Source organism: Imtechella halotolerans, from assembly GCF_028743515.2.
Taxonomy (GTDB): Bacteria; Bacteroidota; Bacteroidia; order Flavobacteriales; family Flavobacteriaceae; genus Imtechella; species Imtechella halotolerans.
This window is the reverse complement of record NZ_CP117969.2, coordinates 1,931,348-1,957,122: the sequence shown is the minus strand read 5'-3', so window position 1 is coordinate 1,957,122 and position 25,775 is coordinate 1,931,348. Positions and strand designations below refer to the sequence as shown.

The window sequence follows — 25,775 nt, the reverse complement described above, 5'->3', positions numbered from 1 at the left end:
TAGGAAATGAAAACCAAAGAAATATTTGTATTTTATAATGGGGTAATAGTTTATCCATTTGCTTTTGTGTTAAGTATTTGGATTGTATACTGGCTTGAAATTCAGTTTGGAGTCAGTTGGTCCCATTGGGGTATATTGCCGCGTACATTTGAAGGTTTGCCAGGCATTTTTTTGGCTCCCTTTATCCATGGGTCACTTGAACATTTATTTAACAATTCAATTCCCTTACTGTTGTTGTCTGCGGCCTTGTTTTATTTTTATAGACGAGTTTCTTGGAATGTATTATTGGTTGGATACATTGCTACAGGAATTTTGACATGGATTATTGGAAGGGAATCTTATCATATAGGGGCGAGTGGTATTATATATATGTTGACAAGTTTTATTTTTTTTAAAGGAATTATTACGCGCTATTATAGGCTTATTGCACTTTCTCTAATTATTGTTTTTCTATATGGAGGTATGATGTGGTATTTATTTCCTATAGAGGAAGGAATTTCCTGGGAAGGACATTTAAGTGGTTTTTTAGTGGGGATGATATTGGCTTTTAATATCAAAACACCAGAACTTAAAAGAGTGGTTTATGCTTGGGAATCCCCTGATTTCAATGAAAATGAAGATCCATTTATAAAGCAATTTGATGAGAACGGAAACTTTATCTCAGAAAGTGAGATTAGGCAACAAGAATTGGAGAACGATTCTGAAATAGTGAACCAAGCCCCTAAATTAAATTATACCTATGTACCTGAAAGGAAGGAGTAGTTTACTGTCTTTGACGGACAACCTCGTACAAGAATACTCCACATGCTACAGAAACATTTAGAGATCCAATATCTCCAAACATTGGAAGTTTTGCCTTATCATCAACTATCTTAAGTAGAGAAGGGGCAATACCAGTATCCTCAGATCCCATTACAATAGCTACTGGTTCTTTAAAAGAAACATTATATAAAGTGTTGTTTGTTTTTTCGGTAGCTGCTACAACTTTTACACCACTTGCCTGAAGGTAATACACGGCATCTTTAAGATGTTCTACTTTGCAAATAGGAATTTTAAAGACAGCTCCTGCCGAAGTTTTTACGGTGTCCGCCGTAACAGGAGCCGCACCTTTTTTTTGTATGATTATCCCCGATACTCCAGTGCATTCCGCTGTGCGAATAATAGCTCCAAAATTGCGAACATCGGTTAATTGGTCAAGTAATAGAAAAATAGGATTTTTCCCACTTTCAAGTATTTTAATTACCATTTCCTCAAAATTATGAAATTCAATTGGTGAGATTGTGGCAATTACACCTTGATGATTTTTGCGGGTAAGTCTATTGAGTTTTTCTACCGGAACGAAGGATACATTTATTTGATGTTTTTGAATAAGTAATTCTAGTTCATGAAATAGGCCACCCTTGAGGCCTTTTTGTATAAAAACTTTGTCAATACTTTTTCCTGACTGAATGGCTTCCATAATTGCACGGATACCATAAATTTGGTAGTTATTTTCCATGTGGTAAAGGTAATATAAATGAATTTAAGTTAAGAGTTTATAAAAAAAATGTAAATTGCAGTAAAACAATTTATTAACTTAAAATAGTTTGTTCTATGTTGAAAAAAAAATTAGTTATTGCCTTGCTTTTATTTGCCGTATATGGTAAATCTCAAAGCCTAATAAGAAGTACTGATAATATTACCCCCGATATAACCCTTAATAAGATTATTTTCAATGAATCTAGAGTTAAAGGGAATAAGTACTTATATCATAATTGGACTGTAGGTAATTTGATTACAAAGAATAATGTTTTATCGGAGAAGAAAGAAATGATTTATGATCTTCAGAGCGATAATATCTTGGTGATAAATAATTCAGTTAAAAATGAAGAACGAAATCAAGGAATAATTGTGGAGACTAACGATATTTTAGGATTTGTTTTATATGATTTAGAAGGTAAGCCGCATAGATTTGTCTGGGGAGGGGGAAATTTAAGATATGTTGAAACACTTGCTTTTAATGATGTTTTGGTGAAGGATTATGTTTTAAATGTGAAGCAAAATACCCAACCTAATGATGGTATTTCTCCATCGTCAAATTATGATACTGAATACCTAATTAAGGAGGAGTATTACTTTAAAACTAAATCAGGGAATTATGAAAAAATTAAATTGAAAAAATCAGCCATTGAAAAAGCATTTAAAGTTGAATTTAATGTTTCCAAATTTATAAAGGAAAATAACTTGAAATTTAAAGATTATAAGGATTTAGTGTTGGTTATAAATCAGTATTATAAGAATTAAGCCTAACCAAAGAATCCTAATATAATGTGTAGATTTTTTATAAGTTGACCATGAGTGTAATACTCTTATTATAAGCCTTAGGTTTATAAGTGAAGTCTAGTCCTTTTTACGTTGCTTTGTAACTGTAATGAGTTTATTTAATACTTGAAGTATAATTATTCAATAATAATGAGTTGAGTTTACACGGTAAGGCTGAGTAATTTTAGGAATTGTGTTTAAGTTTAGTTTGCATTACATGTTGAGGATCCTTTAAATAATTTTTAAAAGTTAAATTTATAATTAATCTTAATGAGAGTCACCTAATTTAATTTTCTTAATTGTTTGATTAATTTATAGATCTAATAAGGTAAATTGGATTTTACGACTGTATAGTCGATTTGTGATCGTGAGTACTTTGTTAAAATAAAAAAGCCTGCTAATGCAGGCTTTTTTTTAAAGTATATTGTTTTAATTTTATTGATCCCACCAAACTTTAGATGAGTTGTTGTCAGTTGAAGGTGATAAAGTCCCAACCCCAGATGCATAGTTATTACTATTAAGAGTTGCTTCTGAAGTAGGATATACATATCTTCTAGGAATTGTTCCATTATTAAGAAAATCTGTTGCTGGAGTTAATGCTGGTATCTCTGTTCGTCTCCATTCTGCCCATGCATCAAATCCACTTGGGAATAAAGCAACCCATTTTTCTTCAGCAATTACCCGACTTAGACCGAATGTGGTGGCATCAAGAACTCGAGCAGCAGCATAATCAGATGCCTCGTCTGCAATTTCTGGGCCTTCCCAATGAACTTCAAGGGACTCATAAGACTTCATTATTCCTTCCGAAAGTAAAGTAGAAGCCGTTTCTGTAGTCCAGCCTAAATTAGCTGCTTCTGCTCTGTTAAGATAAGTATAGGCTGATGTTAATAAAGGTAGGGATGTGTCAGTGTTCCAAATTAAAGTTGACATTCCAGTTGCTCCGGCTCCACTACCATTTTCAAACCCATAAGGTACCCCATTTAGACTAGCATCATTAGCGAAGTACTCTATACGAGCGTCATAAGATGAGTTTGAAGTTGAATTGTAATCTGAGTCTTCACCTTTAAGAGCATCAATGAACTCAGCGGCCATAAAGTAGTCTGGTCTTCTATTTGCGTTCCATGGGTTTTGAAAAACTTGATCATATTTAAACCAAGCCTCCTCTTCAACTTCATCAATTACCCCATTTGCATTATTTAAAGCTGACTTGAATTCTGTTGCAGCGTAACCTGATGCTCCAGGATATTTTTTTGATAACTGTAATGATAGTTGTAAAATGAGTGAATTTGCAAACTTCTTCCATTTAGTAACATCACCATCATATATGATGTCTCCTTTTGGACCAAGTGTGCCTGTATCCATCATATCTCTAGCTTCTTTTACCATTTCGATTATAGACTTATAAATGGTTTCTTGAGTGTCATAAGACGGTGAAACATTTTCAAATCCTTGTAATGCCTCATTGTATGGAGCATCTCCCCAAGTGTCTGTTATTCTTTTAAAAATTACAGCTTGAAAAATTTTAGCAACACCTGTTTGATTTTCTGGAGAGCCATTACTTAGGAAAATTGGATCATGAAGAAGTTCATTGTTTGCAATAGCTATAACACTCTCCAAGTTAGACAGAGTCTGTACATAATAACCATTCCAATCTGAAGCAGCTTCGTTATAACGCATTTCATCCGTATACGTTACTTGGGACATATACTGAACATAAAGTGTTGGTCTAATAAGATAATCTCTACCAGATAACCTTGAGTAGCGCATCATGGCACCAGCCAATAAAGAGGCTGTGTTTTCAGTTCCGGCACCATTAGGGTTGTTGTTGGTGTCTCCAAAGTCTACATTGTCACATGAAAAGATGGTAGTTGTGATAAGTACACTTAAGGCTATATTTAATATTTTTTTCATTGCTTTACTAATTAAAAGGTTAATTTAACATTCATACCATAGCTTCTAGAACCTGGTAGCTGTCCATTTTCACCATAGGTTTGAGATAGTTCTGAAGGATCCCATCTGTGAGTGTTGTCTTTAGAAACCGATATTAACCATAGATTTCTACCCACTAAGCTCACGCTTACACCAGATAAGGTGTTTTTTAGAAAGCTCTTAGGTAGGTTATAAGTTAAGCTAAGATCCCTAAGCTTTATAAAGCTAGCATCGTGAATAAAAGGTTCCGCCAAGCGGTTGGCATAAAATTGACCAAAATAGGTTAAGGCAGGTATATATTTGTCCACTGCGTCACCTGAACTATTAACACCTGTAACTCGAACTCCACCCCCATCAGCTATAGCATCACGTACATTCATTCCATTATCATTAATGCCTGCCGTTTCATGTAATAGGCCAGAATATTGTCCCCATTGTTCTGTTAGTGAAAAGAACTTACCGCCTTTTTGGAAGTCTATTGACGCTGTTAGGCTCAAATTTTTGTATGCAAAAGTATTTAAAACACCACCTGTAAAGTCGGGAAGAACACTTCCTAAGAATTGCCCTTGGGTTGTAGCATAGGTTCCATTTGAGTTTAATATTGGATTTCCATTTTCGTCTCTGGATATTGCCGTCCCACGTATTTGCCCCCAGTTGTCACCTAATTGATGATACATTGAAGCAAATCCGAATGCACCTGCTCCGCCGGGAGCTTCAATACTTTTAAGGTCTGCAGGTAAACTAATAATCTTTGTTTTGTTTTTACCAAAATTAGCTGTAATATCCCAAGTAAAGTTTTCAGATTTTATAGGTATAAGGTTTAGGATCATTTCAACTCCTTCTCTTTCAGACTCTCCAGCATTTGTTAAATACTGAGTATATCCGCTTGTGTTAGAAATAGTAATTGGAATAATTTCATCCTTACGGTTTTCCTTATAGTATGTAAAACTTAGTCCAATTCTGTTATTTACAAAACGGGTATCAAATCCAACTTCATATGAAGAATTTAAGGCAGGTTTAATGTTTGGATCAAGAATTGAAGTGTTAGTATACATCAATGCTAAACCGTTATAAGGATCTCCTGATAGTGGGAAGACAGGATCTATTAAATAAGCTCCTAGGTCATTACCAACTTGGGCCCAACCTGCTCTAATTTTTGCAAAACTTAAAACATCTTTGTTATCTATAAGCTCAGAAACAATAAAGCTACCTCCCACGGATGGATATCCATAACCATTGCTGTTTTTTGGAAGAGCTGAACTCCAATCTTTTCTGTATGTAGCATCTATGTATAGCATGCTTTTATAACCCAATGAAGCCTTACCATATAAACTGTTAACTTCTTTGTTGCTAAAAAAGGTTCCTGTTGTAGGTTTGATTCCAGCATTAGAGAATTGAAAAACATCAGGGATGATCAAACCTCCTGTTTTAGCTCCAACCGGCATTTGCGCTGATATTCTGTCATAATTGTTATGACGAATGTTTCCACCTATGAATGCGTCTATATCGAAATTGCCAAATTCATTTTTGTAATTTAAGGAAGCAGTATAGTTTAATTCGGTATCTGTACTTTTATAAATACCAAAACTATTAGACCATGGGTTGTATAATTCAGGAGCCGAAGAATTAGAGATTAAGAAAGGCACATAGTATTCATTTCTAAAATTACTCTGATTCATGGAAGTACTAGCATTTATTGACCAGTGCTTGTCAAATGTATATTTTAAGTTGATGTTACCAACATAATTATCTCTGTGGGATACATTTTTGAAATTCTCCATAAAAAAATATGGATTAAACCAGAAAGCTGCTTTTTCATAATCTCCACCAGCTAAAGCATAATAGTCCGGACCCCAATTGTTCCAGCTAGCTGAATACCCATTGAAGGTTTTTAAATCCTTCAGCTCTTTCATTTTTTTCATGTCTACGTTTCTCGCAAACCAAGAGTTGAAAGAACCTGAAGTTTGGTTTCCATAGTCATCATCAAAGTCTCCTGTGATTTTGGATGTTGTATAGCTCAAAGTCGCGCCAATATTGAATTTATCAGTTACGTCGAAATCAAAGTTTGTATTTAAGAATTGTTTTTCCAATTTTGTGAATGGAGTAATACCTGATTGATCTAAGTCCGTAAAAGATAAACGACCTCTGAATTTTTCATTACTTCCACTAATGGATACAGTGTTTTTTAAGGTTACACCGGTTTCATAGAAATCTTTAATATTGTTGGGTTGTGCCTCCCATTTTGCAGTTTGCCCAAAGTAAGGGCTTTCAGGCCACCATGCGTACCAAGGAATATATTCTTGACCATCAAATTTAGGTCCCCAGCTTTCATCTGCATAGTTATTATCCCAAGCTATATATCTTTTTCCTTGGAAAACAGACCATTCTGATGGATAAGAACTTAAAGGTAATTCATCTCCGAATACTCCCCAACTTTCTTCATAACCTTGTCCGTATTTATTTTGATACTTAGGTAAATATGCAACTTTATCAAAAGTTATAGAGGAAAGTAATTCTACTCCAACTCCTTTTTGAGTTCCTTTTTTTGTAGTGATTATTACAACACCTGCATCGGCACGTTGCCCGTATAGTGCAGTAGCATTAGGTCCTTTCAAAACATTAAGAGTTGCTACGTTATCCATATCGATGTTGTTTGGATCAGTAGGAACACCGTCTACGACATACAATGGGTCACTATCGCTGGTTAGTGATATAGCTCCACGGATACGAATTTTACCTGATTGACCTAATTTAGAACCAGCTTGTCCTTGTACTTGTACCCCTGCGACTTTACCAGCAATTGCTGTTTTGATGTTAGCATCCTGCGTAATGTTTAGGTCTTCATTGTCTATTTGCTGAGCGGCGTATGAGAGTGTTTTGGCTGCTCGAGACTGGCCTAAAGCAGCAGTAACAACTACTTCGCCAAGTTGTTCTGCGTCTTCAGTCATTTGAACATTGATAAGGTTGGATGATCCAACTGTGCGCTCAGCTGTTTTTTGACCAATGTAAGTAAAAATAAGAATGTTTCCGACTGAGGCTTTAATGGAATATTTACCGTCAAAATCAGTCTGTGTACCATTTTGACTTCCTTTGATAAGTATATTAACTCCAGGAAGTGGGATGCCGGAAGCATCAGTAACGATACCCGTGATGTTTTTTTCTTGTGCGACGGAAATATGCACAACAAACGCTAGTAGTAGCGTTAGAAATCTACTAAACTTTGTTTTCATTTTATAAAATTATTTGAATTAGCTAAGCCAAAAATCTTAAAATTATATTAAGATACCAAATATTTATTAACCTTTTTTTATGTTAAATTTAACTTTTAACAAATTATGATCGGTTTTATTTGTTATTTGTGAAATAGTGTGAAATTTTAATAAATTTAAGGAAATTGAAACCCTTTGAGGTTGTGAATGAGTTAATTATGGGTGTTTGGGTGTGTTTTTTATTGGTTGATTTGATGATGATTTACGTAACTTGGTATTGATAGCAATCACTTATATGAGAACATTGGTCTTTTGTATAGTTCTAATGGTTTCAAGACTATTTATATTTTTAAATAAACCTTGTTCTCTATTTTTTAGAGTAATTAATTGTAGTTCATATTGTCTTTAGGTTTATACAATTTCTTAGATTGGTTTATCATTTTTTGATTCTTATTACTTATTATGTTGTTCGTTTTTGGTGTTTGTGGTTAAAATAGCTGAGTTGTATTTAGTTGATTTTAATTCGAGATATGATGACGGAGGTTATTGGTATTGTTTGTTGTCTTTTTTTTATTCATTTTATAAATAGAGTTTAGAGCATTCTTCAAGCTCTATTAAGTTCTTGAATTCGATATCTACTGATTGTTATTTTAGGAATATGGAGTTCCTGTTTTTTTTATTCTCATATGTTTATTCCATGATGGTCGGTTGTTAATTAATTTTTCGTAGTACTTAAAAGGACTCTTTAGTTGGGAACTACTTATTAGACTTTTTTGTGTTTTAATTGTGTTACGACGATTATTATTATCTGGAAAATTTAGCGGGTATTTTCTTGTGAAAATTTGATTTAAGGATTGAGATAGGTTTGAAAAAGTGTCAAGATTGTGATGGTTTTGTTAGGCTGTAGTGATTGAGTGAATTTAAAGTGGTGATTTATTCAAAATAAGGTTGATTTTTGAGTATGCGATGTCCTTTAATTATTATTCATGAAAATGTAGGTAGTTGAATTGGGGTTGAGAAAAGTTTGAAAAAAAATAATATGAGGGTGAAAATTAATGATTTGGGATTTGAATCTTCGAAAAATATTTCTACCTTTGCCACCCTCTAAAAAGAGGGAATTTATAACATAACAATTATTGTAAAGTAAATTATGCCAACAATTTCACAATTAGTACGAAAAGGAAGAGCCACAATTACTAAGAAGAGTAAATCGGTTGCTTTGGATTCGTGTCCTCAACGCAGAGGTGTGTGTACGCGTGTTTACACTACAACTCCTAAGAAGCCAAACTCAGCAATGCGTAAAGTTGCGCGTGTACGTTTGACTAACGGAAATGAAGTGAACGCTTACATCCCTGGTGAAGGTCACAACTTGCAAGAGCACTCGATAGTATTAGTAAGAGGCGGAAGGGTAAAGGATTTGCCAGGAGTTAGATACCACATTGTGCGTGGAGCTCTTGATACTGCAGGTGTTGCAGGAAGAACTCAGCGTAGATCTAAGTACGGTGCAAAACGCCCAAAAGACAAAAAGTAATTTAAAAACTTTTAAGAAGAAGACATGAGAAAAAGACAGGCGAAAAAAAGACCTCTTTTACCAGATCCAAAGTTTAATGACCAATTGGTTACGCGCTTTGTGAACAACCTTATGTGGGATGGTAAAAAGTCAGTAGCGTTCAAGGTTTTTTACGATGCAATTGAAATCGTAGATCAAAAAAAGAACAATGATGAGAAGACTGCTTTAGAAGTGTGGAAAGATGCATTGTCAAATGTGATGCCTCACGTAGAAGTACGTAGTCGTCGTGTGGGTGGTGCTACATTCCAGATTCCTATGCAAATCAGACCTGATAGAAAAGTATCAATGGCCATGAAGTGGTTGATTGGATATTCTCGTAAACGTAACGAGAAATCAATGGCTCTTCGTTTGGCGAATGAAATTCTTGCAGCTGCTAAGGAAGAAGGTGCTGCTGTTAAGAAGCGTATCGATACTCATAAAATGGCTGAAGCTAACAAAGCATTCTCACACTTTAGATTTTAATCATCAACAATGGCAAGAGATTTAAGATATACAAGAAATATTGGAATTGCTGCGCATATTGATGCAGGAAAAACCACTACAACAGAGCGTATCCTTTTTTATACTGGTAAGACCCATAAAATTGGAGAGGTTCATGATGGTGCTTCAACAATGGACTGGATGGAGCAAGAAGCTGAGCGTGGAATTACAATTCAGTCTGCTGCTACAACATGTAGCTGGACCTTTCCAACTGAAAATGGGAAGCCAACTGATGAGGCAAAAGACTATCACTTTAACATTATTGATACTCCTGGTCACGTTGACTTTACCGTTGAGGTAAACCGTTCACTACGTGTACTTGATGGGTTGGTGTTTTTGTTTAGTGCTGTTGATGGTGTTGAGCCTCAGTCTGAAACTAACTGGCGTTTGGCTGACAATTACAAAGTTCCACGTATGGGCTTTGTTAACAAGATGGATCGTCAAGGTTCTAATTTCCTAGCTGTATGTCAGCAGGTTAAGGATATGTTGAAGTCTAATGCAGTTCCAATCGTTTTACCAATTGGAGATGAGGTTGATTTTAAAGGAGTGGTTGATTTGGTTAAGAATCGTGCTATTGTATGGCATGAGGCTACCCAAGGAGCTACTTTTGATATTGTAGACATCCCTGCTGATATGGTTGATGATGTTAGAAAATATCGTGGTCAACTAATTGAAGAGGTGGCTGCTTATGATGAGAGTCTGTTAGAGAAGTATATGGAGGACGAGGACTCTATAACTGAAGATGAGATTCATGCCGCTTTACGTGCTGCAGTTATGGATATGTCTATCATTCCTATGACTTGTGGTTCATCGTTTAAGAATAAAGGTGTTCAGTTTATGCTGGATGCGGTTTGTCGTTACTTGCCGTCTCCAGTTGACAAGGAGGCTATTGAGGGTACTAATCCTGATACAGAAGCTCCTGTTATACGTAAGCCTTCTGTAACGGAGCCTTTTGCTGCGTTAGCGTTCAAGATTGCTACTGACCCATATGTAGGTCGTTTAGCTTTCTTCCGTGCGTATTCTGGTAGATTAGATGCTGGTTCCTATGTATTGAATTCTCGTTCAGGAAATAAAGAGCGTATCTCTCGTATATATCAAATGCACGCTAACAAGCAAAATCCTATTGAATATATTGAGGCTGGAGATATTGGGGCTGCGGTAGGTTTTAAAGATATTAAAACCGGAGATACATTATGTGATGAAAAACATCCTATTGTATTGGAGTCTATGGTGTTCCCTGATCCGGTAATTGGTATCGCCGTTGAGCCTAAAACTAAGGCTGACGTGGATAAGATGGGTATGGCTTTGGCTAAATTAGCTGAAGAAGATCCGACTTTCCAAGTTAAGACTGATGAGGCTTCTGGACAGACAATTATATCTGGTATGGGTGAGCTTCACTTGGATATTATTGTGGATCGTTTAAGACGTGAATTCAAGGTTGAAGTAAATCAAGGTCAGCCTCAGGTTGAATATAAAGAAGCTATTACTGCTAAAGCAAACCATAGAGAGGTTTATAAGAAACAATCTGGTGGTCGTGGTAAATTTGCGGATATTGTATTTGCAATGGAGCCTGCTGAAGAAGGTAAGGCTGGTTTGACCTTTGTTAATGAAATTAAGGGTGGTAACATTCCAAAAGAATATATTCCTTCTGTTGAAAAAGGATTTAGAGAAGCTATGAAGAGTGGTCCTCTTGCTGGATTCGAAATGGATTCCATGAAGATTACCTTGACTGATGGATCATTCCACGCTGTCGATTCAGATTCACTATCATTTGAATTGGCTGCTAAGATGGGTTATAAGGAAGCTGCTAAAGCTGCTCGTGCGGTTTTGATGGAGCCTATAATGAAGCTGGAAGTTTTAACTCCGGAAGAAAATATGGGTGATATCGTTGGTGACTTGAACCGTCGACGTGGACAGGTTAATAACATGGATGATAGAGCTGGTGCTAAGGTTATCAAGGCGTCTGTTCCGCTATCTGAAATGTTTGGTTATGTAACTTCATTACGTACCTTATCGTCAGGTAGGGCAACGTCAACTATGGAATTCTCTCACTATGCTGAAACTCCTTCAAATATTGCTGAAGAAGTTATTAAGAAGACAAGAGGAGCTAACGCTTAATTTTTACAAAAATGAGTCAAAAAATTAGAATAAAACTAAAATCTTACGATCACAATTTAGTAGATAAGTCTGCTGAGAAGATTGTAAAAACAGTTAAAACTACAGGTGCTGTGGTTACTGGACCTATTCCACTTCCTACACACAAGAAACTATTTACTGTATTGCGTTCTCCGCACGTTAATAAAAAGTCTAGAGAGCAATTTGAGTTAAGTTCTTACAAACGCTTATTAGATATTTATAGTTCTTCATCAAAAACTATTGACGCTTTGATGAAACTTGAATTACCAAGCGGTGTTGAAGTAGAGATTAAGGTGTGATAATTTCACCGTCGGTACTTGATAAGTGCTGATAACATGTCCTAAACCATTTAGGTAAAGGAAAAACGGATAAAAATATATTCAGGGTTAAAGAGTATGTTTTTTGACCCTGAATTTTTTAGTTAATTAATTAATAACAATTAGATTTTAGGCGTGAGCTTAGAATCGTAAATCAAAAATCAGTATGTCTGGGTTAATTGGAAAAAAAGTAGGCATGACCAGTATTTTCGATGAGAACGGCAAGAATATTCCTTGTACGGTTATTGAAGCAGGTCCATGCGTTGTTACCCAAGTCAGAACCAAAGAGGTTGACGGGTATGAGGCTCTTCAGCTTGGTTTCGATGACAAGGCAGAAAAACGTGCTAACAAAGCCGAAATCGGTCACTTTAAAAAAGCAGGTTCTTCTCCCCTTAAAAAAGTTGTTGAATTCCAAGAATTTGAAGGAGAGTACAAATTAGGTGATGTAATCACTGTTGAGCATTTTGTTGAAGGAGAGTTTATAGATGTAACTGGAACCTCAAAGGGTAAAGGTTTTCAAGGTGTTGTTAAGCGTCATGGTTTTGGTGGTGTGGGTCAATCTACTCACGGTCAGCATAATCGTTTGAGAGCTCCAGGATCTATTGGTGCAGCCTCTTATCCTGCTCGTGTATTCAAAGGAATACGCATGGCTGGTAGAATGGGCGCGGAGAAAGTAACAGTTCAAAACTTAAAGGTGTTGAAAGTGGTTGCGGAGAAAAATCTTTTAGTAGTTAAAGGATGTGTTCCAGGTCACAAGAACGCTTATGTAATCATTCAGAAGTAATGGAAGTAGCAGTATTAAATATCAATGGAAAAGAAACAGGTAGAAAGGTTACACTTTCTGATGCTGTTTTTGGAATAGAGCCTAATAATCACGCTGTATACTTAGATGTTAAACAATACTTGGCAAATCAACGTCAAGGTACGCACAAGTCTAAAGAGCGTAATGAGGTTGCTGGTAGTACCCGCAAAATCAAAAAGCAAAAAGGTACTGGTACAGCTCGTGCAGGTAGCGTGAAATCGCCTGTATTTGTAGGTGGAGGTAGAATTTTTGGACCTAGACCAAAGGACTATACTCAAAAACTTAATAAAAATGTGAAGCGATTGGCTCGTAAATCTGCCTTGACTTTGAAGGCAAAAGAGCAGTCAATTGTGGTATTGGAGGACTTCTCATTCGAGCAGCCAAAAACCAAGGATTTTGTTAACGTTTTGAAAGCCTTGGGCTTAGATGCTAAAAAATCACTGTTTGTGTTGGGTGATTCAAATAATAATGTATATTTGTCGTCACGCAATTTAAAAGCTTCAGAGGTCGTAACTACCTCAGAATTAAACACTTACAAAATTTTAAATGCAAATAATGTAGTGTTGTTAGAAGGAGCTTTGGAAGGAATTGAGTCGAATTTAAGTAAATAAGAAGCCATGAGTGTGTTGATTAAACCTATTATTACGGAAAAAATGACCGCCGAAAGCGAATTGAATAATCGCTATGGTTTCGTAGTTTCTTCAGGGGCAAATAAGATTGAGATCAAAAATGCAATCGAGTCTACTTATGGAGTAACTGTTGAAAGAGTTCGTACAATGAATTACGGTCCGGAAAGAAAAGTACGTTATACGAAAACAGGAATTCAGCTTGGTAAAACTAATGCTGTTAAAAAAGCTGTTGTACAAATAGCGGAAGGAGATACTATTGATTTTTATAGTAATATTTAAGTAAAGACAAAAAATGTCAGTTAGAAAATTAAAACCAATCACTCCTGCACAGCGTTTTAGAGTAGTAAACGGATTTGACGCGATTACTACTGATAAGCCGGAGAAAAGCTTGCTTGCTCCGTTAAAAAAGTCTGGAGGTAGAAACAGTCAAGGAAAAATGACCATGCGCTATATTGGTGGTGGTCATAAGAAAAGGTATCGTATTGTTGATTTCAAGCGTAATAAGTTTGATGTTGAGGCAACTGTTGATTCAATTCAATATGATCCAAACAGAACGGCATTTATCGCTTTGTTGGTATATGCTGATGGTGAGAAGCGTTACATTGTTGCTCCAAATGGACTACAGGTAGGGCAAACAGTTATTTCTGGTAGTAATGTTGCTCCAGAAGTTGGGAATGCTATGCCTTTAAGTGAAATTCCGTTAGGGACAATTATTTCTTGCATTGAGTTACGTCCTGGTCAAGGAGCTGTAATGGCTCGTTCAGCTGGTACTTTTGCTCAATTGATGGCGAGAGATGGTAAATATGCTACTATTAAATTGCCATCTGGTGAAATCAGAATGGTTTTAACTGCTTGTGTTGCTACAATAGGAGCGGTGTCTAACTCTGATCACCAATTGATTGTATCAGGAAAGGCTGGTAGATCAAGATGGTTGGGTAGAAGACCAAGAACTCGTCCGGTTGTTATGAACCCTGTTGATCACCCAATGGGTGGTGGTGAAGGTAGGGCTTCAGGAGGGCATCCGAGATCTAGAAATGGTGTTCCTGCTAAAGGTTATAGAACTCGTTCTAAAACTAAGGCAACCAACAAGTATATTGTAGAACGTAGAAAGAAATAAAAAGTAAGAAATGGCTCGTTCACTAAAAAAAGGACCTTTTGTTCACTATAGTTTGGATAAAAAAGTTCAACAGAATGTTGAAACAGGTAAAAAAACAGTTATTAAAACATGGTCTAGAGCATCTATGATAACTCCAGATTTTGTTGGTCAAACTATAGCTGTTCATAATGGTCGTCAGTTTGTTCCTGTATATGTTACTGAAAACATGGTAGGACATAAATTAGGAGAATTTTCACCTACTCGCTCTTATAGAGGTCATGCAGGTGCGAAAAATAAAGGAAAAAAATAATAGAAGGCTATGGGAGTTCGTAAGAAAGAAAGAGCAGCGCAAATTAAAGAAGCTAAGAAAAACTTAGCCGTTGCAAAGTTGAATAACTGCCCTACTTCCCCTCGTAAAATGCGCCTAGTTGCGGATTTGGTTAGAGGAGTGAAAGTAGAAAGAGCACTTGCTATTTTGAAATTTAACCAAAAGGAGGCTTCTCGTCGTGTAGAGAAATTGCTATTGTCAGCTATTGCTAATTGGCAAGCAAAAAATGAAGATGCTAGTATTGAAGAAGCTGATTTGGTAGTTAAAGAAATCCGTGTAGATGGTGGGGCTATGCTTAAGCGTTTGCGTCCTGCTCCACAAGGAAGAGCACATAGAATTAGAAAGCGTTCTAACCACGTAACTATCGTAGTTGGAGCTAGTAATAACACACAAAGCTAAGATAGATAATGGGACAAAAAACAAATCCAATCGGAAATCGCCTTGGAATTATCAGAGGATGGGAATCTAACTGGTATGGAGGTAATGACTACGGTGATAAGCTTGCCGAAGACGATAAGATAAGAAAGTATGTTCATGCTCGTTTATCTAAAGCTAGTGTTTCTCGTGTAATTATTGAGCGTACCTTGAAGCTTGTAACCGTTACTATCACTACTGCTCGTCCTGGTATTATTATTGGGAAAGGTGGTCAAGAGGTAGACAAGTTGAAAGAAGAGCTTAAGAAAATTACCGACAAAGAGGTTCAGATTAACATTTTTGAAATCAAACGTCCTGAGCTAGATGCTAACTTAGTAGCAGCTTCTATTGCGCGACAAATTGAGAGTCGTATCTCTTATCGTCGTGCGATAAAAATGGCAATTGCTGCTGCTATGCGTATGAATGCAGAGGGTATTAAAGTTATGATTTCTGGCCGTCTTAACGGTGCAGAAATGGCTCGTTCTGAATCATATAAGGAAGGAAGAATTCCTTTGTCAACCTTTAGGGCTGATATTGATTATGCACTTGATGAAGCACATACTACCTATGGTAGATTAGGTGTGAAAGTGTGGATCATGAAAGGCGAGGTGTACGGCAAGAGAGAGTTGTCTCCACTAGTGGGTATGTCTAAGAAGCAAACTGGAGGTGGTGCTAAATCTGCTCCTGCAGCCGGTGCAAAAAAAGCTCGTCGTAGAAAGTAATTTTTTAAAGTAAAGAAAAATGTTACAGCCAAAAAGAACCAAATATCGTAGAGTACAGAAAGGTCGTATGAAAGGTGTTTCTCAAAGAGGACATGAACTTTCGAATGGTATGTTTGGTATAAAATCGCTAGATTCTTCATTTATAACATCACGTCAAATTGAGTCTGCTCGTGTGGCAGCTACCCGTTACATGAAACGTGAAGGACAATTGTGGATTAAGATTTTTCCAGACAAACCTATTACGAAGAAGCCTTTAGAGGTACGTATGGGTAAAGGTAAAGGTGCCGTAGAATATTGGGCAGCTGTTGTTAAACCAGGCAGAATTATGTTTGAAGTAGGTGGAGTACCGCTAGATGTAGCTAAAGAAGCTTTACGTCTTGCTGCTCAGAAATTACCTGTTAAAACTAAGTTTGTTGTAGCTAGAGATTATGCAGCTTAATTTGAAAACTATGAAACAGTCAGAAGTTAAAGAATTATCTATTGCTGAGCTACAAGAAAAGCTTGGTGAGTTTAAGAGAAACTATGCAGATTTAAAAATGGCTCATGCTATTACGCCGCTGGAAAATCCATTGCAATTACGCAATGTAAGACGTACAGTTGCTAGATTAGCTGCTGAGCTTTCAAAAAGAGAATTACAATAATTCGACTCTGCTTTAAGATGGAAAAAAGAAATTTAAGAAAAGAAAGAATAGGGGTTGTTACCAGTAATAAAATGGAGAAGTCCATTGTAGTTTCTGAAGTAAAACGTGTAAAGCACCCTATGTACGGTAAGTTCGTGTTGAAAACTAAAAAATATGTTGCGCACGACGAAAAGAACGATTGCAATATTGGTGATACTGTGAAAATTATGGAGACTCGTCCATTAAGTAAAACTAAATGTTGGAGATTAGTTGAAATCATTGAAAGAGCTAAGTAATTATGGTACAACAAGAATCTAGACTAAAAGTAGCAGATAACACTGGGGCTAAAGAAGTTTTAGCTATCCGTGTTTTAGGTGGTACAAAAAGAAGATATGCTTCTGTAGGTGACAAAATTGTTGTTACAGTTAAGGATGCTACTCCTAACGGAAACGTTAAAAAAGGACAAGTATCTACTGCAGTTGTAGTTCGTACCAAGAAGGAAGTAAGAAGACCTGACGGTTCTTATATTCGTTTCGATGATAATGCATGTGTTCTATTGAATGCTGCAGGTGAAATGAGAGGAACCCGTGTTTTTGGTCCTGTTGCAAGAGAACTTCGTGATAAGCAATTTATGAAGATTGTATCATTAGCACCTGAGGTGCTTTAATACATTGATAAAATGATAAAGCTAAAGATAAAATCAGGAGATACGGTAAGAGTTATTGCTGGAGACCATAAGGGTTCAGAAGGTAAGGTTCTTAAAGTAGATCGTGAAAAGAATAAAGCGATTGTAGAAGGCGTAAACTTAGTATCTAAGCATACAAAGCCAAGTGCTAAGAATCCGCAAGGAGGAATCGTTAAGAAAGAGGCTCCTGTTCATATTTCAAACTTGTCGTTGTTGACTTCTAAAGGAGAAACAACTAAAGTTGCGTATGAAGAGAGAGATGGGAAGAAAGTAAGGATTTCCAAAAAATCTAAAGAAGTATTATAGTTATGGCTTATATTCCAAGACTAAAACAAGAGTACAGAGACCGAGTGGTTCCTGCTCTTAAAGAAGAATTCGGATACAAAAATATAATGCAGGTTCCAAAGCTTGAAAAGATTGTTGTAAGCCGAGGTGTTGGTGCAGCTGTTGCTGATAAAAAGTTGATTGACCATGCAGTGGATGAATTGACTAAAATAACAGGACAAAAGGCCGTATCTACCATTTCTAAGAAAGACGTTGCATCTTTCAAATTGCGTAAAGGGATGCCTATCGGGGCTAAAGTAACTTTACGCGGAGAAAGAATGTATGAATTCTTGGATAGATTGGTTACTTCTGCATTACCACGTGTAAGAGATTTTCAAGGAATCAATGCTACTGGTTTTGATGGTAGAGGTAATTACAATTTAGGAGTTACTGAACAAATTATTTTTCCTGAAATTGATATCGATAAGATACATAGAATTTCAGGAATGGATATTACTTTTGTAACTTCGGCCGCTACAGATAAAGAAGCAAAATCATTATTAAGCGAATTAGGATTACCTTTTAAAAAGAATTAGTATGGCTAAAGAATCAATGAAAGCCCGTGAGGTCAAAAGAGAAAAGTTGGTAGCCAAGTATGCCGCTAAACGTCAGGCTTTAAAAGAAGCAGGAGATTATGAAGCGCTACAAAAACTACCTAAAAATGCTTCTCCAGTTCGTTTGCACAATCGTTGCAAATTAACAGGTAGACCAAGAGGGTATATGCGCACTTTCGGAATTTCTCGTGTTTTGTTTAGAGAAATGGCAAACCAAGGGTTGATTCCTGGTGTTAAAAAAGCAAGTTGGTAAAAAATGTTAATTGGTAGTAAGTTCGCTTTTGCGAAAACTGTTACCGCAAATCAATACATATGTATACAGATCCTATAGCAGATTATTTAACTAGAATTAGAAACGCAAACAGTGCTGGTCACCGCGTGGTAGAAATACCAGCTTCAAACTTAAAGAAAGAAATTACTAAGATCCTTTTTGATCAGGGGTATATCTTAAGTTATAAGTTTGAAGAGAATGATGTACAGGGTAGCATCAAGATTGCTTTGAAGTATGACAAAGTAACTAAAGAACCTGTAATCAGAAGTATTCAGCGTGTGAGTACTCCCGGTCTTCGTAAGTATGCCGGAGCAACAGAGTTGCCTAGAGTTTTGAATGGTTTAGGTATTGCAATTGTGTCTACCTCTCATGGTGTGATGACAAGCAAGCAGGCTAAGCAAAGAAACGTAGGTGGTGAAGTATTGTGTTACGTTTACTAATATAAAAGACAAAAGAAATGTCAAGAATTGGAAAAAGTCCCATCAATATACCTGCTGGAGTTACTGTAACCATTGCTGAAGGTGTAGTAACTATAAAAGGTAAATTAGGCGAATTAACTCAAGAAGTTAAAGACATTGCTGTAAAGCAAGAGGATGGACAATTGATAGTAGAAACCACTGCCGATACTAAAGATCAGAATGCTAAGCATGGTCTTTACAGAGCTTTGTTGAATAACATGGTAGAAGGAGTGTCTAATGGTTTTACTAAGGAATTAGAATTAGTGGGTGTAGGTTACCGTGCTAGTAATCAGGGTCAAAAACTTGATTTAGCATTAGGATATTCACACAACATCGTTTTGGAAGTTGCTCCAGAGGTAAAAGTTGAGACAGTATCTGAAAAAGGTAAAAACCCAATCGTTAAATTAACTTCACATGATAAGCAATTGGTTGGTCAAGTGGCTGCCAAAATACGCTCATTCCGTAAGCCGGAGCCATATAAAGGTAAAGGTATTAAGTTTGTAGGTGAAGTTTTAAGAAGAAAAGCAGGTAAATCAGCTTAATAAGTAGCATTATGGCATTATCAAAGACTGAAAGAAGACAACGAATTAAAAGCAGAATCAGAAAAGTGGTAGTAGGTACACCTGCTCAACCAAGATTGGCTGTTTTTAGAAGTAATAATGAAATTTATGCTCAAATAGTAGATGATACAAATGGGGTAACCTTAGTAGCTGCATCTTCTAGAGATAAAGAAATTAGTACTGCCTCAGGAACTAAATCTGAGAAGGCTGTTCTTGTAGGGAAAGCAATCGCAGAAAAGGCTTTAAAAGCAGGTATTGATACAATTGCCTTTGATAGAGGTGGGTATTTGTACCATGGTAGAGTTAAATCATTGGCTGAAGGAGCTAGAGAAGGCGGACTTAAATTCTAAGAAAATATGTATCAGAAATACAACGCAGAATTAGTAAAACCCAGCGGACTTGAGTTGAAAGACCGTCTAGTAGGGGTACAAAGAGTTACTAAAGTTACTAAAGGAGGTAGAGCATTTGGATTTTCTGCTATCGTAGTAGTAGGAGATGAGAATGGAGTGGTTGGTCACGGACTTGGAAAATCTAAGGAAGTTGCCGATGCCATCTCTAAAGCTGTAGAAGATGCTAAGAAAAACCTAGTACGCATACCTTTAAATAAAGGAACACTTCCGCACGAACAAAAAGGCAAATATGGTGGAGCTCGTGTATATTTACAACCTGCTTCTCATGGTACCGGAGTAATTGCTGGTGGAGCTGTACGTTCAGTTTTGGAAGCAGTAGGAGTACATGATGTATTGTCTAAGTCGCAAGGTTCATCTAATCCTCATAACGTAGTTAAGGCAACTTTTGATGCTTTATTACAATTGAGAGATGCTAGAACTGTTGCTGCTCAGCGTGGTGTGTCTTTGGAAAAAGTATTTAAAGGATAATTAAAATCAAGGATTACAATGGCAAAAATTAAAGTTACACAAGTAAGAAGTGATATTAAGCGTCCTCAGACTCAAAAGAGAACCTTAGCATCACTTGGCCTTAAAGGAATAGGCCAGGTTGTAGAACATGAAGCTACACCAAACATCCTTGGTATGGTAAATAAAGTTAAACACTTAGTTTCTGTTCAAGAAGCTTAATTAACAATATAGTTATGAATTTAAGTAACTTACAACCAGCAGAAGGTTCGGTACACAGAGATGGAAAGCGAGTAGGTAGAGGAGAAGGATCCGGAAAAGGTGGAACTGCAGCCCGTGGTCACAAAGGAGCCAAATCTCGTTCTGGTTATTCTAAGAAAATCGGTTTTGAAGGAGGTCAAATGCCACTTCAAAGACGTGTTCCGAAATTCGGTTTCAATAATGTAAACCGTAAAGAATATGTTGGAATAAACCTTAATAAATTACAAGAAATGGTAGATAATGGTATCATTACTGATACTGTTAACCTAGATATTTTAGTAGAAAACAGATTGGCTAAACGCTCTGACTTAGTAAAAATACTAGGCGGAGGTGAACTAAAATCTAAATTAAAAGTATCTGTTCATAAATTTACTGCAAGCGCAAAAGAAGCTATTGAAGCAGCTGGAGGTGAAGCAGTAACTTTATAATATTGCACCATGAAGAAATTTATTGAGACCTTAACCAATATCTGGAAGATTGAAGAACTACGCAATCGTATTATTTTAACCCTTGGTATCCTGTTAGTATACCGTTTCGGAGCCCATGTTGTATTGCCTGGAATTGACTCTGAACAGTTGACAAGATTGACAGACCAAACTGATGGCGGAGGATTATTAGGTATACTGAACGCTTTTACCGGAGGTGCTTTTGCAAATGCTTCGGTTTTTGCATTGGGTATTATGCCTTATATTTCGGCATCTATCGTAGTTCAATTAATGGGAATAGCTATTCCCTATTTGCAAAAATTGCAAAAGGAAGGTGAGAGTGGAAGAAAACGTATAAATCAAATTACACGTTGGTTAACCATTGCTATCTGTATTGTTCAAGCCCCAGCCTATTTATATGGATTAGGAGCTTTGGGAGTACCGGATAGTGCTTTCTTGTTAGGAAAAGGGTTAAACTTTATTATACCTTCGGTATTAATTTTGGTAACAGGAACCATCTTTGCGATGTGGCTTGGTGAAAAAATAACCGATAAAGGTATTGGTAATGGAATCTCTTTACTCATTATGGTAGGTATTATAGCAGTATTACCTCAATCGTTCATTCAAGAATTTGTATCAAGAGTCTCCGAAAACAACGGAGGTCTTATGTTGATTTTGATTGAAGTAATTCTTTGGTTTGTTGTGATATTGGCATCTATTATGTTGGTAATGGCCACTCGTCAAATCCCTGTTCAGTACGCTCGTCGTACTGCTACAGGAGGGTTTGAAAAGAACGTATTTGGCTCACGTCAATACATTCCTTTGAAGTTGAATGCTTCTGGAGTTATGCCTATTATTTTTGCGCAAGCCATTATGTTTGTACCCGCAGCTGTGGCAGGTTTGTCACAATCAGATACAGCTAAATCAATTCAGGCTGCCTTTGGAGATATCTTTGGATTATGGTATAATCTCGTATTTGCTTTATTAATCATAGTATTTACGTATTTTTACACCGCCATTACGGTACCTACCAATAAAATGGCAGACGATCTTAAACGTAGTGGAGGTTTTATTGCTGGGATTAGACCAGGAAAGGAAACAGGGGATTATCTTGACAAAATTATGTCATTAATTACATTCCCAGGATCTTTATTCCTGGCTCTTATTGCGATTTTGCCTGCTATTGTGGTTAAAATTGTTGGTATTCAACAAGGATGGGCATTGTTCTATGGTGGTACGTCACTTCTTATTATGGTAGGAGTAGCTATTGATACCATGCAACAGGTGAACTCTTATTTGTTGAATAGGCATTATGATGGCTTGATGAAAACAGGAAAAAACAGAAAATAATTTTAAAATTATTTATGGCCAAGCAATCAGCAATAGAACAAGACGGAACCATTATTGAAGCATTGTCAAATGCAATGTTTCGTGTAGAGTTGGAAAACGGTCACGTAGTAACGGCTCATATTTCAGGTAAGATGCGTATGCACTATATTAAATTGTTGCCAGGCGACAAGGTTAAACTTGAAATGAGTCCATACGACCTTACCAAAGCAAGAATTACTTATAGATATTAAAAATAGTAAGATGAAAATTAGAGCATCACTAAAGAAAAGAAGTCCCGAGTGCATTATTGTGCGTCGTAAGGGGAGATTGTACGTAATTAATAAAAAGAATCCTAGATTTAAACAAAGACAAGGATAAGTTATGGCAAGAATTGCAGGAGTAGATATACCAAAACAAAAAAGAGGAGTTATTGCATTAACTTACATCTTTGGTATCGGAAAAAGCAGAGCTCAAGAAATCTTAAATGCAGCTCAAGTAGACGAAGATAAAAAGGTAAGCGATTGGAACGATGATGAAATCGGTCGTATTCGTGATGCTGTTTCATCTTTCAAAATTGAAGGTGAATTACGTTCAGAAATCCAATTGAACATTAAGCGTTTAATGGATATAGGTTGTTATAGAGGTATCCGTCACAGAGTTGGTCTTCCTTTGAGAGGCCAACGTACTAAGAACAACTCTAGAACAAGAAAAGGTAAAAGAAAAACTGTTGCCAACAAGAAGAAAGCAACTAAATAATACGTAGCAATATGGCAAAGTCAAATGCAAAAACTTCTAAAAAACGTAAAGTTATTGTAGAATCGTTAGGTGAGGCTCATGTTTCTGCAACGTTTAACAATATTATTATCTCTCTTACCAATAAGAAAGGTGATGTGATCTCTTGGTCATCAGCTGGTAAAATGGGTTTCAGAGGTTCTAAGAAAAACACTCCGTATGCTGCTCAAGTAGCTGCTGAAGATGCTGCAAAAGTAGCACAAGAGGCTGGTCTTAAGAAAGTAAAGGTGTATGTTAAAGGTCCGGGGAATGGTAGAGAATCTGCTATCCGTTCATTGCATAATGCGGGTATCGAAGTTACAGAAATCATTGATGTAACTCCACTACCACATAATGGATGTCGTCCTCCAAAAAGACGTAGAGTTTAAGTTTAAAAAATGTAGAATAGAAAGGTGATACGATTATCGAAGGATAGCCTTAATTCATAATCCCTTTCATAATTATTTTAAAATGGCAAGATATACAGGTCCAAAAACTAAAATTGCTCGTAAATTCGGTGAAGCAATTTTCGGAGATGATAAATCTTTTGAAAAAAGAAATTACCCTCCAGGTCAGCACGGTAGCAATCGTCGTCGCGCTAAAAAATCAGAGTACGCAATCCAATTGATGGAGAAGCAAAAAGCTAAATATACCTATGGTATTTTGGAGCGTCAGTTTCGTAATCTTTTTGAAAGAGCTAACCGTAGCAAAGGAGTAACTGGTGAAGTACTTCTTCAACTTTGTGAATCACGTTTAGATAACGTTGTGTACCGTATGGGAGTAGCAACTTCTCGTCGTGGTGCACGTCAATTGGTTTCTCACCGTCACATCACAGTGAATGGAGAAATCGTTAACATCCCTTCGTATACACTTAAAGCCGGAGATGTAGTTGGAGTAAGAGAGAAGTCCAAGTCTCTTGAGGTAATTGAGAATGCTTTGGCTGCTAACAGTGCTGTTTACGAGTGGATCACATGGAATCCTGAGAAAAAAGAAGGTTCTTTTGTTTCTATACCTCAACGTATTCAGATTCCTGAAAACATCAAAGAACAATTAATCGTCGAGTTATACTCTAAATAATAAATAAAGACAGTAGTCGTATTATGGCATTATTCAATTTTCAAAAGCCCGATAAAGTTATAATGATTGATTCATCCGATTTCGAAGGGAAATTTGAGTTTCGCCCTTTGGAACCTGGATATGGATTGACCGTTGGTAACGCATTGCGAAGAGTACTTTTATCTTCACTGGAAGGCTACGCTATCACATCGGTACGTATCGATAAAGTAGACCATGAGTTTTCAACTATTCCTGGTGTTGTAGAAGACGTTACAGAAATCATCTTAAATTTGAAACAAGTTCGTTTCAAGCGTCAAATAGATGATGTTGATAACGAAACCGTATCAATTGCTGTTACTGGCAAAGAACAAGTAACTGCCGGGGATTTCCAGAAGTTTATTTCTGGTTTCCAAATTTTGAATCCCGACTTGGTGATTTGTAATATGGAGCCAAATGTAAATATCAACTTGGAGATCACAGTTGAAAAAGGAAGAGGGTATGTACCTGCAGAGGAAAATGCCAAGGCTAATGCTCCTCTAGGTGTTATCGCAACCGACTCTATCTTTACGCCCATTAAGAACGTTAAGTATAGTATTGAAAACTATCGTGTAGAACAAAAAACCGATTATGAAAAATTGGTTTTTGAAATAACTACTGATGGTTCTATTCATCCAAAGGATGCTCTAACTGAAGCTGCTAAAACATTAATCCACCACTTTATGTTGTTCTCTGATGAGCGCATTACTTTAGAGGCGGACGAAATAGCTCAGACTGAAACTTATGATGAAGAATCTTTACATATGCGCCAATTACTTAAGACCAAATTGGTTGATATGGATCTTTCTGTGCGAGCTCTTAATTGTTTAAAAGCTGCAGAAGTTGATACTTTGGGTGACTTGGTATCGTTCAATAAAAATGATTTGATGAAATTCCGTAACTTTGGAAAGAAATCTTTAACAGAGCTTGAAGAGCTTGTTAATGTTAAGGGTCTTACCTTTGGGATGGATTTGTCCAAATATAAATTAGATAAAGACTAACACTTTCATATTTTGCTCCCCAGAGAGGGTAGTAGCAAGATGAAAGATAAATTAAAACGTAATGAGACACGGAAATAAGGTAAACAATTTAGGAAGGAAGACTGCTCATAGAAAAGCTATGTTAGCTAATATGGCTTGTTCTTTAATTGAGCATAAGCGTATTAATACTACTGTTGCTAAGGCTAAAGCACTTAAGCAATTTGTAGAGCCGCTTATCACTAAATCTAAAGCTGAAAATAACCAAGAAACTGCTCAAAATACGCATAATCGTAGAGTTGTTTTCAGTCAGCTAAGAAACAAGTATGCAGTTGCTGAGTTGTTTAGTACCGTTGCTGAAAAAGTTGCTGATCGTCCAGGTGGTTATACAAGAATCATTAAGTTGGGTAACCGTTTGGGAGATAACGCTGATATGGCAATGATCGAATTAGTGGACTTTAATGAGCTATATAATGCTGGTAAACCTGCTAAGAAAAAGACTACCCGTAGAGGAAGAACTAAGAAGCAGGATGATGCTCCTGTGACTGAAGCTCCTACAACTACAGAAAACGAAACCACTCAAGATAACTAATGAATGGTAAATCGTTACTTATATCACAAGGATAAACTTTCGAGTTTATCCTTTTTTTATGTTATTTTG

37 protein-coding genes are annotated in these 25,775 nt (G+C 36.6%); 34 read left to right on the top strand and 3 right to left on the bottom strand.

Going from position 1 to position 25,775, the window contains the following annotated elements; genetic code table 11:
- Positions 1-6 precede the first annotated feature (6 nt).
- Complete coding sequence (locus tag PT603_RS08890; protein ID WP_008239571.1) at positions 7-762, top strand: rhomboid family intramembrane serine protease; 756 nt, start codon at positions 7-9, stop codon at positions 760-762.
- Between the two features lies 1 nt (position 763).
- On the opposite strand, the gene rlmB is transcribed toward PT603_RS08890, so the two are convergent.
- On the bottom strand, positions 764-1,498 hold the full coding sequence (gene rlmB, locus PT603_RS08885) for a 23S rRNA (guanosine(2251)-2'-O)-methyltransferase RlmB (RefSeq protein ID WP_008239570.1): 735 nt from the start codon (positions 1,496-1,498) through the stop codon (positions 764-766).
- 95 nt (positions 1,499-1,593) lie between these two features.
- Here rlmB and PT603_RS08880 point away from each other — a divergent pair, with 95 nt between their 5' ends.
- A complete protein-coding gene (locus PT603_RS08880) occupies positions 1,594-2,283 on the top strand; it encodes a hypothetical protein (RefSeq protein WP_008239568.1) in 690 nt (229 codons plus the stop codon).
- A 453-nt stretch (positions 2,284-2,736) separates the two neighbouring features.
- On the opposite strand, the gene PT603_RS08875 is transcribed toward PT603_RS08880, so the two are convergent.
- Positions 2,737-4,212, bottom strand: coding sequence for a SusD/RagB family nutrient-binding outer membrane lipoprotein (locus PT603_RS08875; protein ID WP_008239566.1), 1,476 nt, complete (start codon positions 4,210-4,212; stop codon positions 2,737-2,739).
- 11 nt (positions 4,213-4,223) lie between these two features.
- Positions 4,224-7,460, bottom strand: a complete 3,237-nt coding sequence (locus tag PT603_RS08870; RefSeq protein ID WP_008239556.1) for a SusC/RagA family TonB-linked outer membrane protein — start codon at positions 7,458-7,460, stop codon at positions 4,224-4,226.
- Between the two features lie 1,129 nt (positions 7,461-8,589).
- Between PT603_RS08870 and rpsL the strand changes: the two genes are divergently transcribed.
- From rpsL to rplQ, 32 genes are all read left to right on the top strand, one after another.
- The gene (gene rpsL / locus PT603_RS08865; protein WP_008239555.1) at positions 8,590-8,970 is read left to right on the top strand and encodes a 30S ribosomal protein S12; all 381 of its coding nucleotides are present in this window, start codon (positions 8,590-8,592) and stop codon (positions 8,968-8,970) included.
- 24 nt (positions 8,971-8,994) lie between these two features.
- Positions 8,995-9,471, top strand: a complete 477-nt coding sequence (gene rpsG, locus PT603_RS08860) for a 30S ribosomal protein S7 (protein WP_008239554.1) — start codon at positions 8,995-8,997, stop codon at positions 9,469-9,471.
- 9 nt (positions 9,472-9,480) lie between these two features.
- On the top strand, positions 9,481-11,607 hold the full coding sequence (fusA, locus tag PT603_RS08855; RefSeq protein WP_008239553.1) for an elongation factor G: 2,127 nt from the start codon (positions 9,481-9,483) through the stop codon (positions 11,605-11,607).
- Between the two features lie 11 nt (positions 11,608-11,618).
- Complete coding sequence (gene rpsJ, locus PT603_RS08850) at positions 11,619-11,924, top strand: 30S ribosomal protein S10 (RefSeq protein ID WP_008239552.1); 306 nt, start codon at positions 11,619-11,621, stop codon at positions 11,922-11,924.
- A 184-nt stretch (positions 11,925-12,108) separates the two neighbouring features.
- Complete coding sequence (gene rplC / locus PT603_RS08845) at positions 12,109-12,726, top strand: 50S ribosomal protein L3 (RefSeq protein ID WP_008239550.1); 618 nt, start codon at positions 12,109-12,111, stop codon at positions 12,724-12,726.
- A complete protein-coding gene (rplD, locus tag PT603_RS08840) occupies positions 12,726-13,355 on the top strand; it encodes a 50S ribosomal protein L4 (RefSeq protein WP_008239549.1) in 630 nt (209 codons plus the stop codon). Before rplC ends, rplD begins: the two co-directional genes overlap by 1 nt.
- A gap of 6 nt (positions 13,356-13,361) precedes the next feature.
- On the top strand, positions 13,362-13,652 hold the full coding sequence (gene rplW, locus PT603_RS08835; protein ID WP_008239547.1) for a 50S ribosomal protein L23: 291 nt from the start codon (positions 13,362-13,364) through the stop codon (positions 13,650-13,652).
- Positions 13,653-13,665: 13 nt separating this feature from the next.
- Entirely contained in the window at positions 13,666-14,490 is an 825-nt protein-coding gene (gene rplB / locus PT603_RS08830) for a 50S ribosomal protein L2 (RefSeq protein WP_008239545.1), read from the top strand.
- Positions 14,491-14,500: 10 nt separating this feature from the next.
- Positions 14,501-14,779, top strand: coding sequence for a 30S ribosomal protein S19 (rpsS, locus tag PT603_RS08825; protein WP_008239542.1), 279 nt, complete (start codon positions 14,501-14,503; stop codon positions 14,777-14,779).
- Positions 14,780-14,788: 9 nt separating this feature from the next.
- The gene (gene rplV, locus PT603_RS08820) at positions 14,789-15,196 is read left to right on the top strand and encodes a 50S ribosomal protein L22 (RefSeq protein WP_008239541.1); all 408 of its coding nucleotides are present in this window, start codon (positions 14,789-14,791) and stop codon (positions 15,194-15,196) included.
- A gap of 8 nt (positions 15,197-15,204) precedes the next feature.
- Positions 15,205-15,933: a 30S ribosomal protein S3 gene (gene rpsC / locus PT603_RS08815; protein WP_008239539.1), complete on the top strand. Its 729-nt coding sequence runs from the start codon at positions 15,205-15,207 to the stop codon at positions 15,931-15,933.
- Between the two features lie 19 nt (positions 15,934-15,952).
- Complete coding sequence (gene rplP, locus PT603_RS08810) at positions 15,953-16,372, top strand: 50S ribosomal protein L16 (protein WP_008239537.1); 420 nt, start codon at positions 15,953-15,955, stop codon at positions 16,370-16,372.
- Between the two features lie 10 nt (positions 16,373-16,382).
- On the top strand, positions 16,383-16,574 hold the full coding sequence (gene rpmC, locus PT603_RS08805) for a 50S ribosomal protein L29 (protein ID WP_008239536.1): 192 nt from the start codon (positions 16,383-16,385) through the stop codon (positions 16,572-16,574).
- Positions 16,575-16,591: 17 nt separating this feature from the next.
- Complete coding sequence (rpsQ, locus tag PT603_RS08800) at positions 16,592-16,849, top strand: 30S ribosomal protein S17 (RefSeq protein ID WP_008239535.1); 258 nt, start codon at positions 16,592-16,594, stop codon at positions 16,847-16,849.
- 2 nt (positions 16,850-16,851) lie between these two features.
- Positions 16,852-17,220, top strand: a complete 369-nt coding sequence (gene rplN / locus PT603_RS08795) for a 50S ribosomal protein L14 (protein WP_008239534.1) — start codon at positions 16,852-16,854, stop codon at positions 17,218-17,220.
- A gap of 12 nt (positions 17,221-17,232) precedes the next feature.
- The gene (gene rplX, locus PT603_RS08790) at positions 17,233-17,544 is read left to right on the top strand and encodes a 50S ribosomal protein L24 (RefSeq protein WP_008239533.1); all 312 of its coding nucleotides are present in this window, start codon (positions 17,233-17,235) and stop codon (positions 17,542-17,544) included.
- A gap of 2 nt (positions 17,545-17,546) precedes the next feature.
- Positions 17,547-18,098, top strand: a complete 552-nt coding sequence (rplE, locus tag PT603_RS08785) for a 50S ribosomal protein L5 (RefSeq protein ID WP_008239529.1) — start codon at positions 17,547-17,549, stop codon at positions 18,096-18,098.
- A 1-nt stretch (position 18,099) separates the two neighbouring features.
- On the top strand, positions 18,100-18,369 hold the full coding sequence (rpsN, locus tag PT603_RS08780; RefSeq protein ID WP_008239527.1) for a 30S ribosomal protein S14: 270 nt from the start codon (positions 18,100-18,102) through the stop codon (positions 18,367-18,369).
- Between the two features lie 59 nt (positions 18,370-18,428).
- Complete coding sequence (rpsH, locus tag PT603_RS08775; RefSeq protein ID WP_008239522.1) at positions 18,429-18,827, top strand: 30S ribosomal protein S8; 399 nt, start codon at positions 18,429-18,431, stop codon at positions 18,825-18,827.
- Between the two features lie 17 nt (positions 18,828-18,844).
- Positions 18,845-19,387, top strand: a complete 543-nt coding sequence (rplF, locus tag PT603_RS08770) for a 50S ribosomal protein L6 (RefSeq protein WP_008239521.1) — start codon at positions 18,845-18,847, stop codon at positions 19,385-19,387.
- 11 nt (positions 19,388-19,398) lie between these two features.
- Positions 19,399-19,755, top strand: coding sequence for a 50S ribosomal protein L18 (gene rplR / locus PT603_RS08765; RefSeq protein WP_008239520.1), 357 nt, complete (start codon positions 19,399-19,401; stop codon positions 19,753-19,755).
- Between the two features lie 6 nt (positions 19,756-19,761).
- Positions 19,762-20,283 carry a 30S ribosomal protein S5 gene (rpsE, locus tag PT603_RS08760; protein ID WP_008239519.1) on the top strand — a complete coding sequence of 174 codons (522 nt, stop codon included), beginning with the start codon at positions 19,762-19,764 and terminating at the stop codon, positions 20,281-20,283.
- 18 nt (positions 20,284-20,301) lie between these two features.
- On the top strand, positions 20,302-20,481 hold the full coding sequence (gene rpmD / locus PT603_RS08755) for a 50S ribosomal protein L30 (RefSeq protein ID WP_008239518.1): 180 nt from the start codon (positions 20,302-20,304) through the stop codon (positions 20,479-20,481).
- 14 nt (positions 20,482-20,495) lie between these two features.
- Positions 20,496-20,948 carry a 50S ribosomal protein L15 gene (rplO, locus tag PT603_RS08750; protein ID WP_008239517.1) on the top strand — a complete coding sequence of 151 codons (453 nt, stop codon included), beginning with the start codon at positions 20,496-20,498 and terminating at the stop codon, positions 20,946-20,948.
- 9 nt (positions 20,949-20,957) lie between these two features.
- Positions 20,958-22,295, top strand: coding sequence for a preprotein translocase subunit SecY (gene secY / locus PT603_RS08745; RefSeq protein ID WP_008239516.1), 1,338 nt, complete (start codon positions 20,958-20,960; stop codon positions 22,293-22,295).
- Positions 22,296-22,309: 14 nt separating this feature from the next.
- A complete protein-coding gene (infA, locus tag PT603_RS08740; RefSeq protein ID WP_008239515.1) occupies positions 22,310-22,525 on the top strand; it encodes a translation initiation factor IF-1 in 216 nt (71 codons plus the stop codon).
- 10 nt (positions 22,526-22,535) lie between these two features.
- Complete coding sequence (ykgO, locus tag PT603_RS08735) at positions 22,536-22,652, top strand: type B 50S ribosomal protein L36 (RefSeq protein WP_008239514.1); 117 nt, start codon at positions 22,536-22,538, stop codon at positions 22,650-22,652.
- Positions 22,653-22,655: 3 nt separating this feature from the next.
- The gene (gene rpsM, locus PT603_RS08730) at positions 22,656-23,030 is read left to right on the top strand and encodes a 30S ribosomal protein S13 (protein WP_008239513.1); all 375 of its coding nucleotides are present in this window, start codon (positions 22,656-22,658) and stop codon (positions 23,028-23,030) included.
- Positions 23,031-23,041: 11 nt separating this feature from the next.
- Complete coding sequence (rpsK, locus tag PT603_RS08725) at positions 23,042-23,434, top strand: 30S ribosomal protein S11 (protein ID WP_008239512.1); 393 nt, start codon at positions 23,042-23,044, stop codon at positions 23,432-23,434.
- 82 nt (positions 23,435-23,516) lie between these two features.
- The gene (gene rpsD / locus PT603_RS08720; protein ID WP_008239509.1) at positions 23,517-24,122 is read left to right on the top strand and encodes a 30S ribosomal protein S4; all 606 of its coding nucleotides are present in this window, start codon (positions 23,517-23,519) and stop codon (positions 24,120-24,122) included.
- A 23-nt stretch (positions 24,123-24,145) separates the two neighbouring features.
- A complete protein-coding gene (locus PT603_RS08715; protein WP_008239507.1) occupies positions 24,146-25,138 on the top strand; it encodes a DNA-directed RNA polymerase subunit alpha in 993 nt (330 codons plus the stop codon).
- A 61-nt stretch (positions 25,139-25,199) separates the two neighbouring features.
- On the top strand, positions 25,200-25,706 hold the full coding sequence (gene rplQ / locus PT603_RS08710) for a 50S ribosomal protein L17 (RefSeq protein ID WP_008239501.1): 507 nt from the start codon (positions 25,200-25,202) through the stop codon (positions 25,704-25,706).
- Positions 25,707-25,775: the final 69 nt, after the last annotated feature.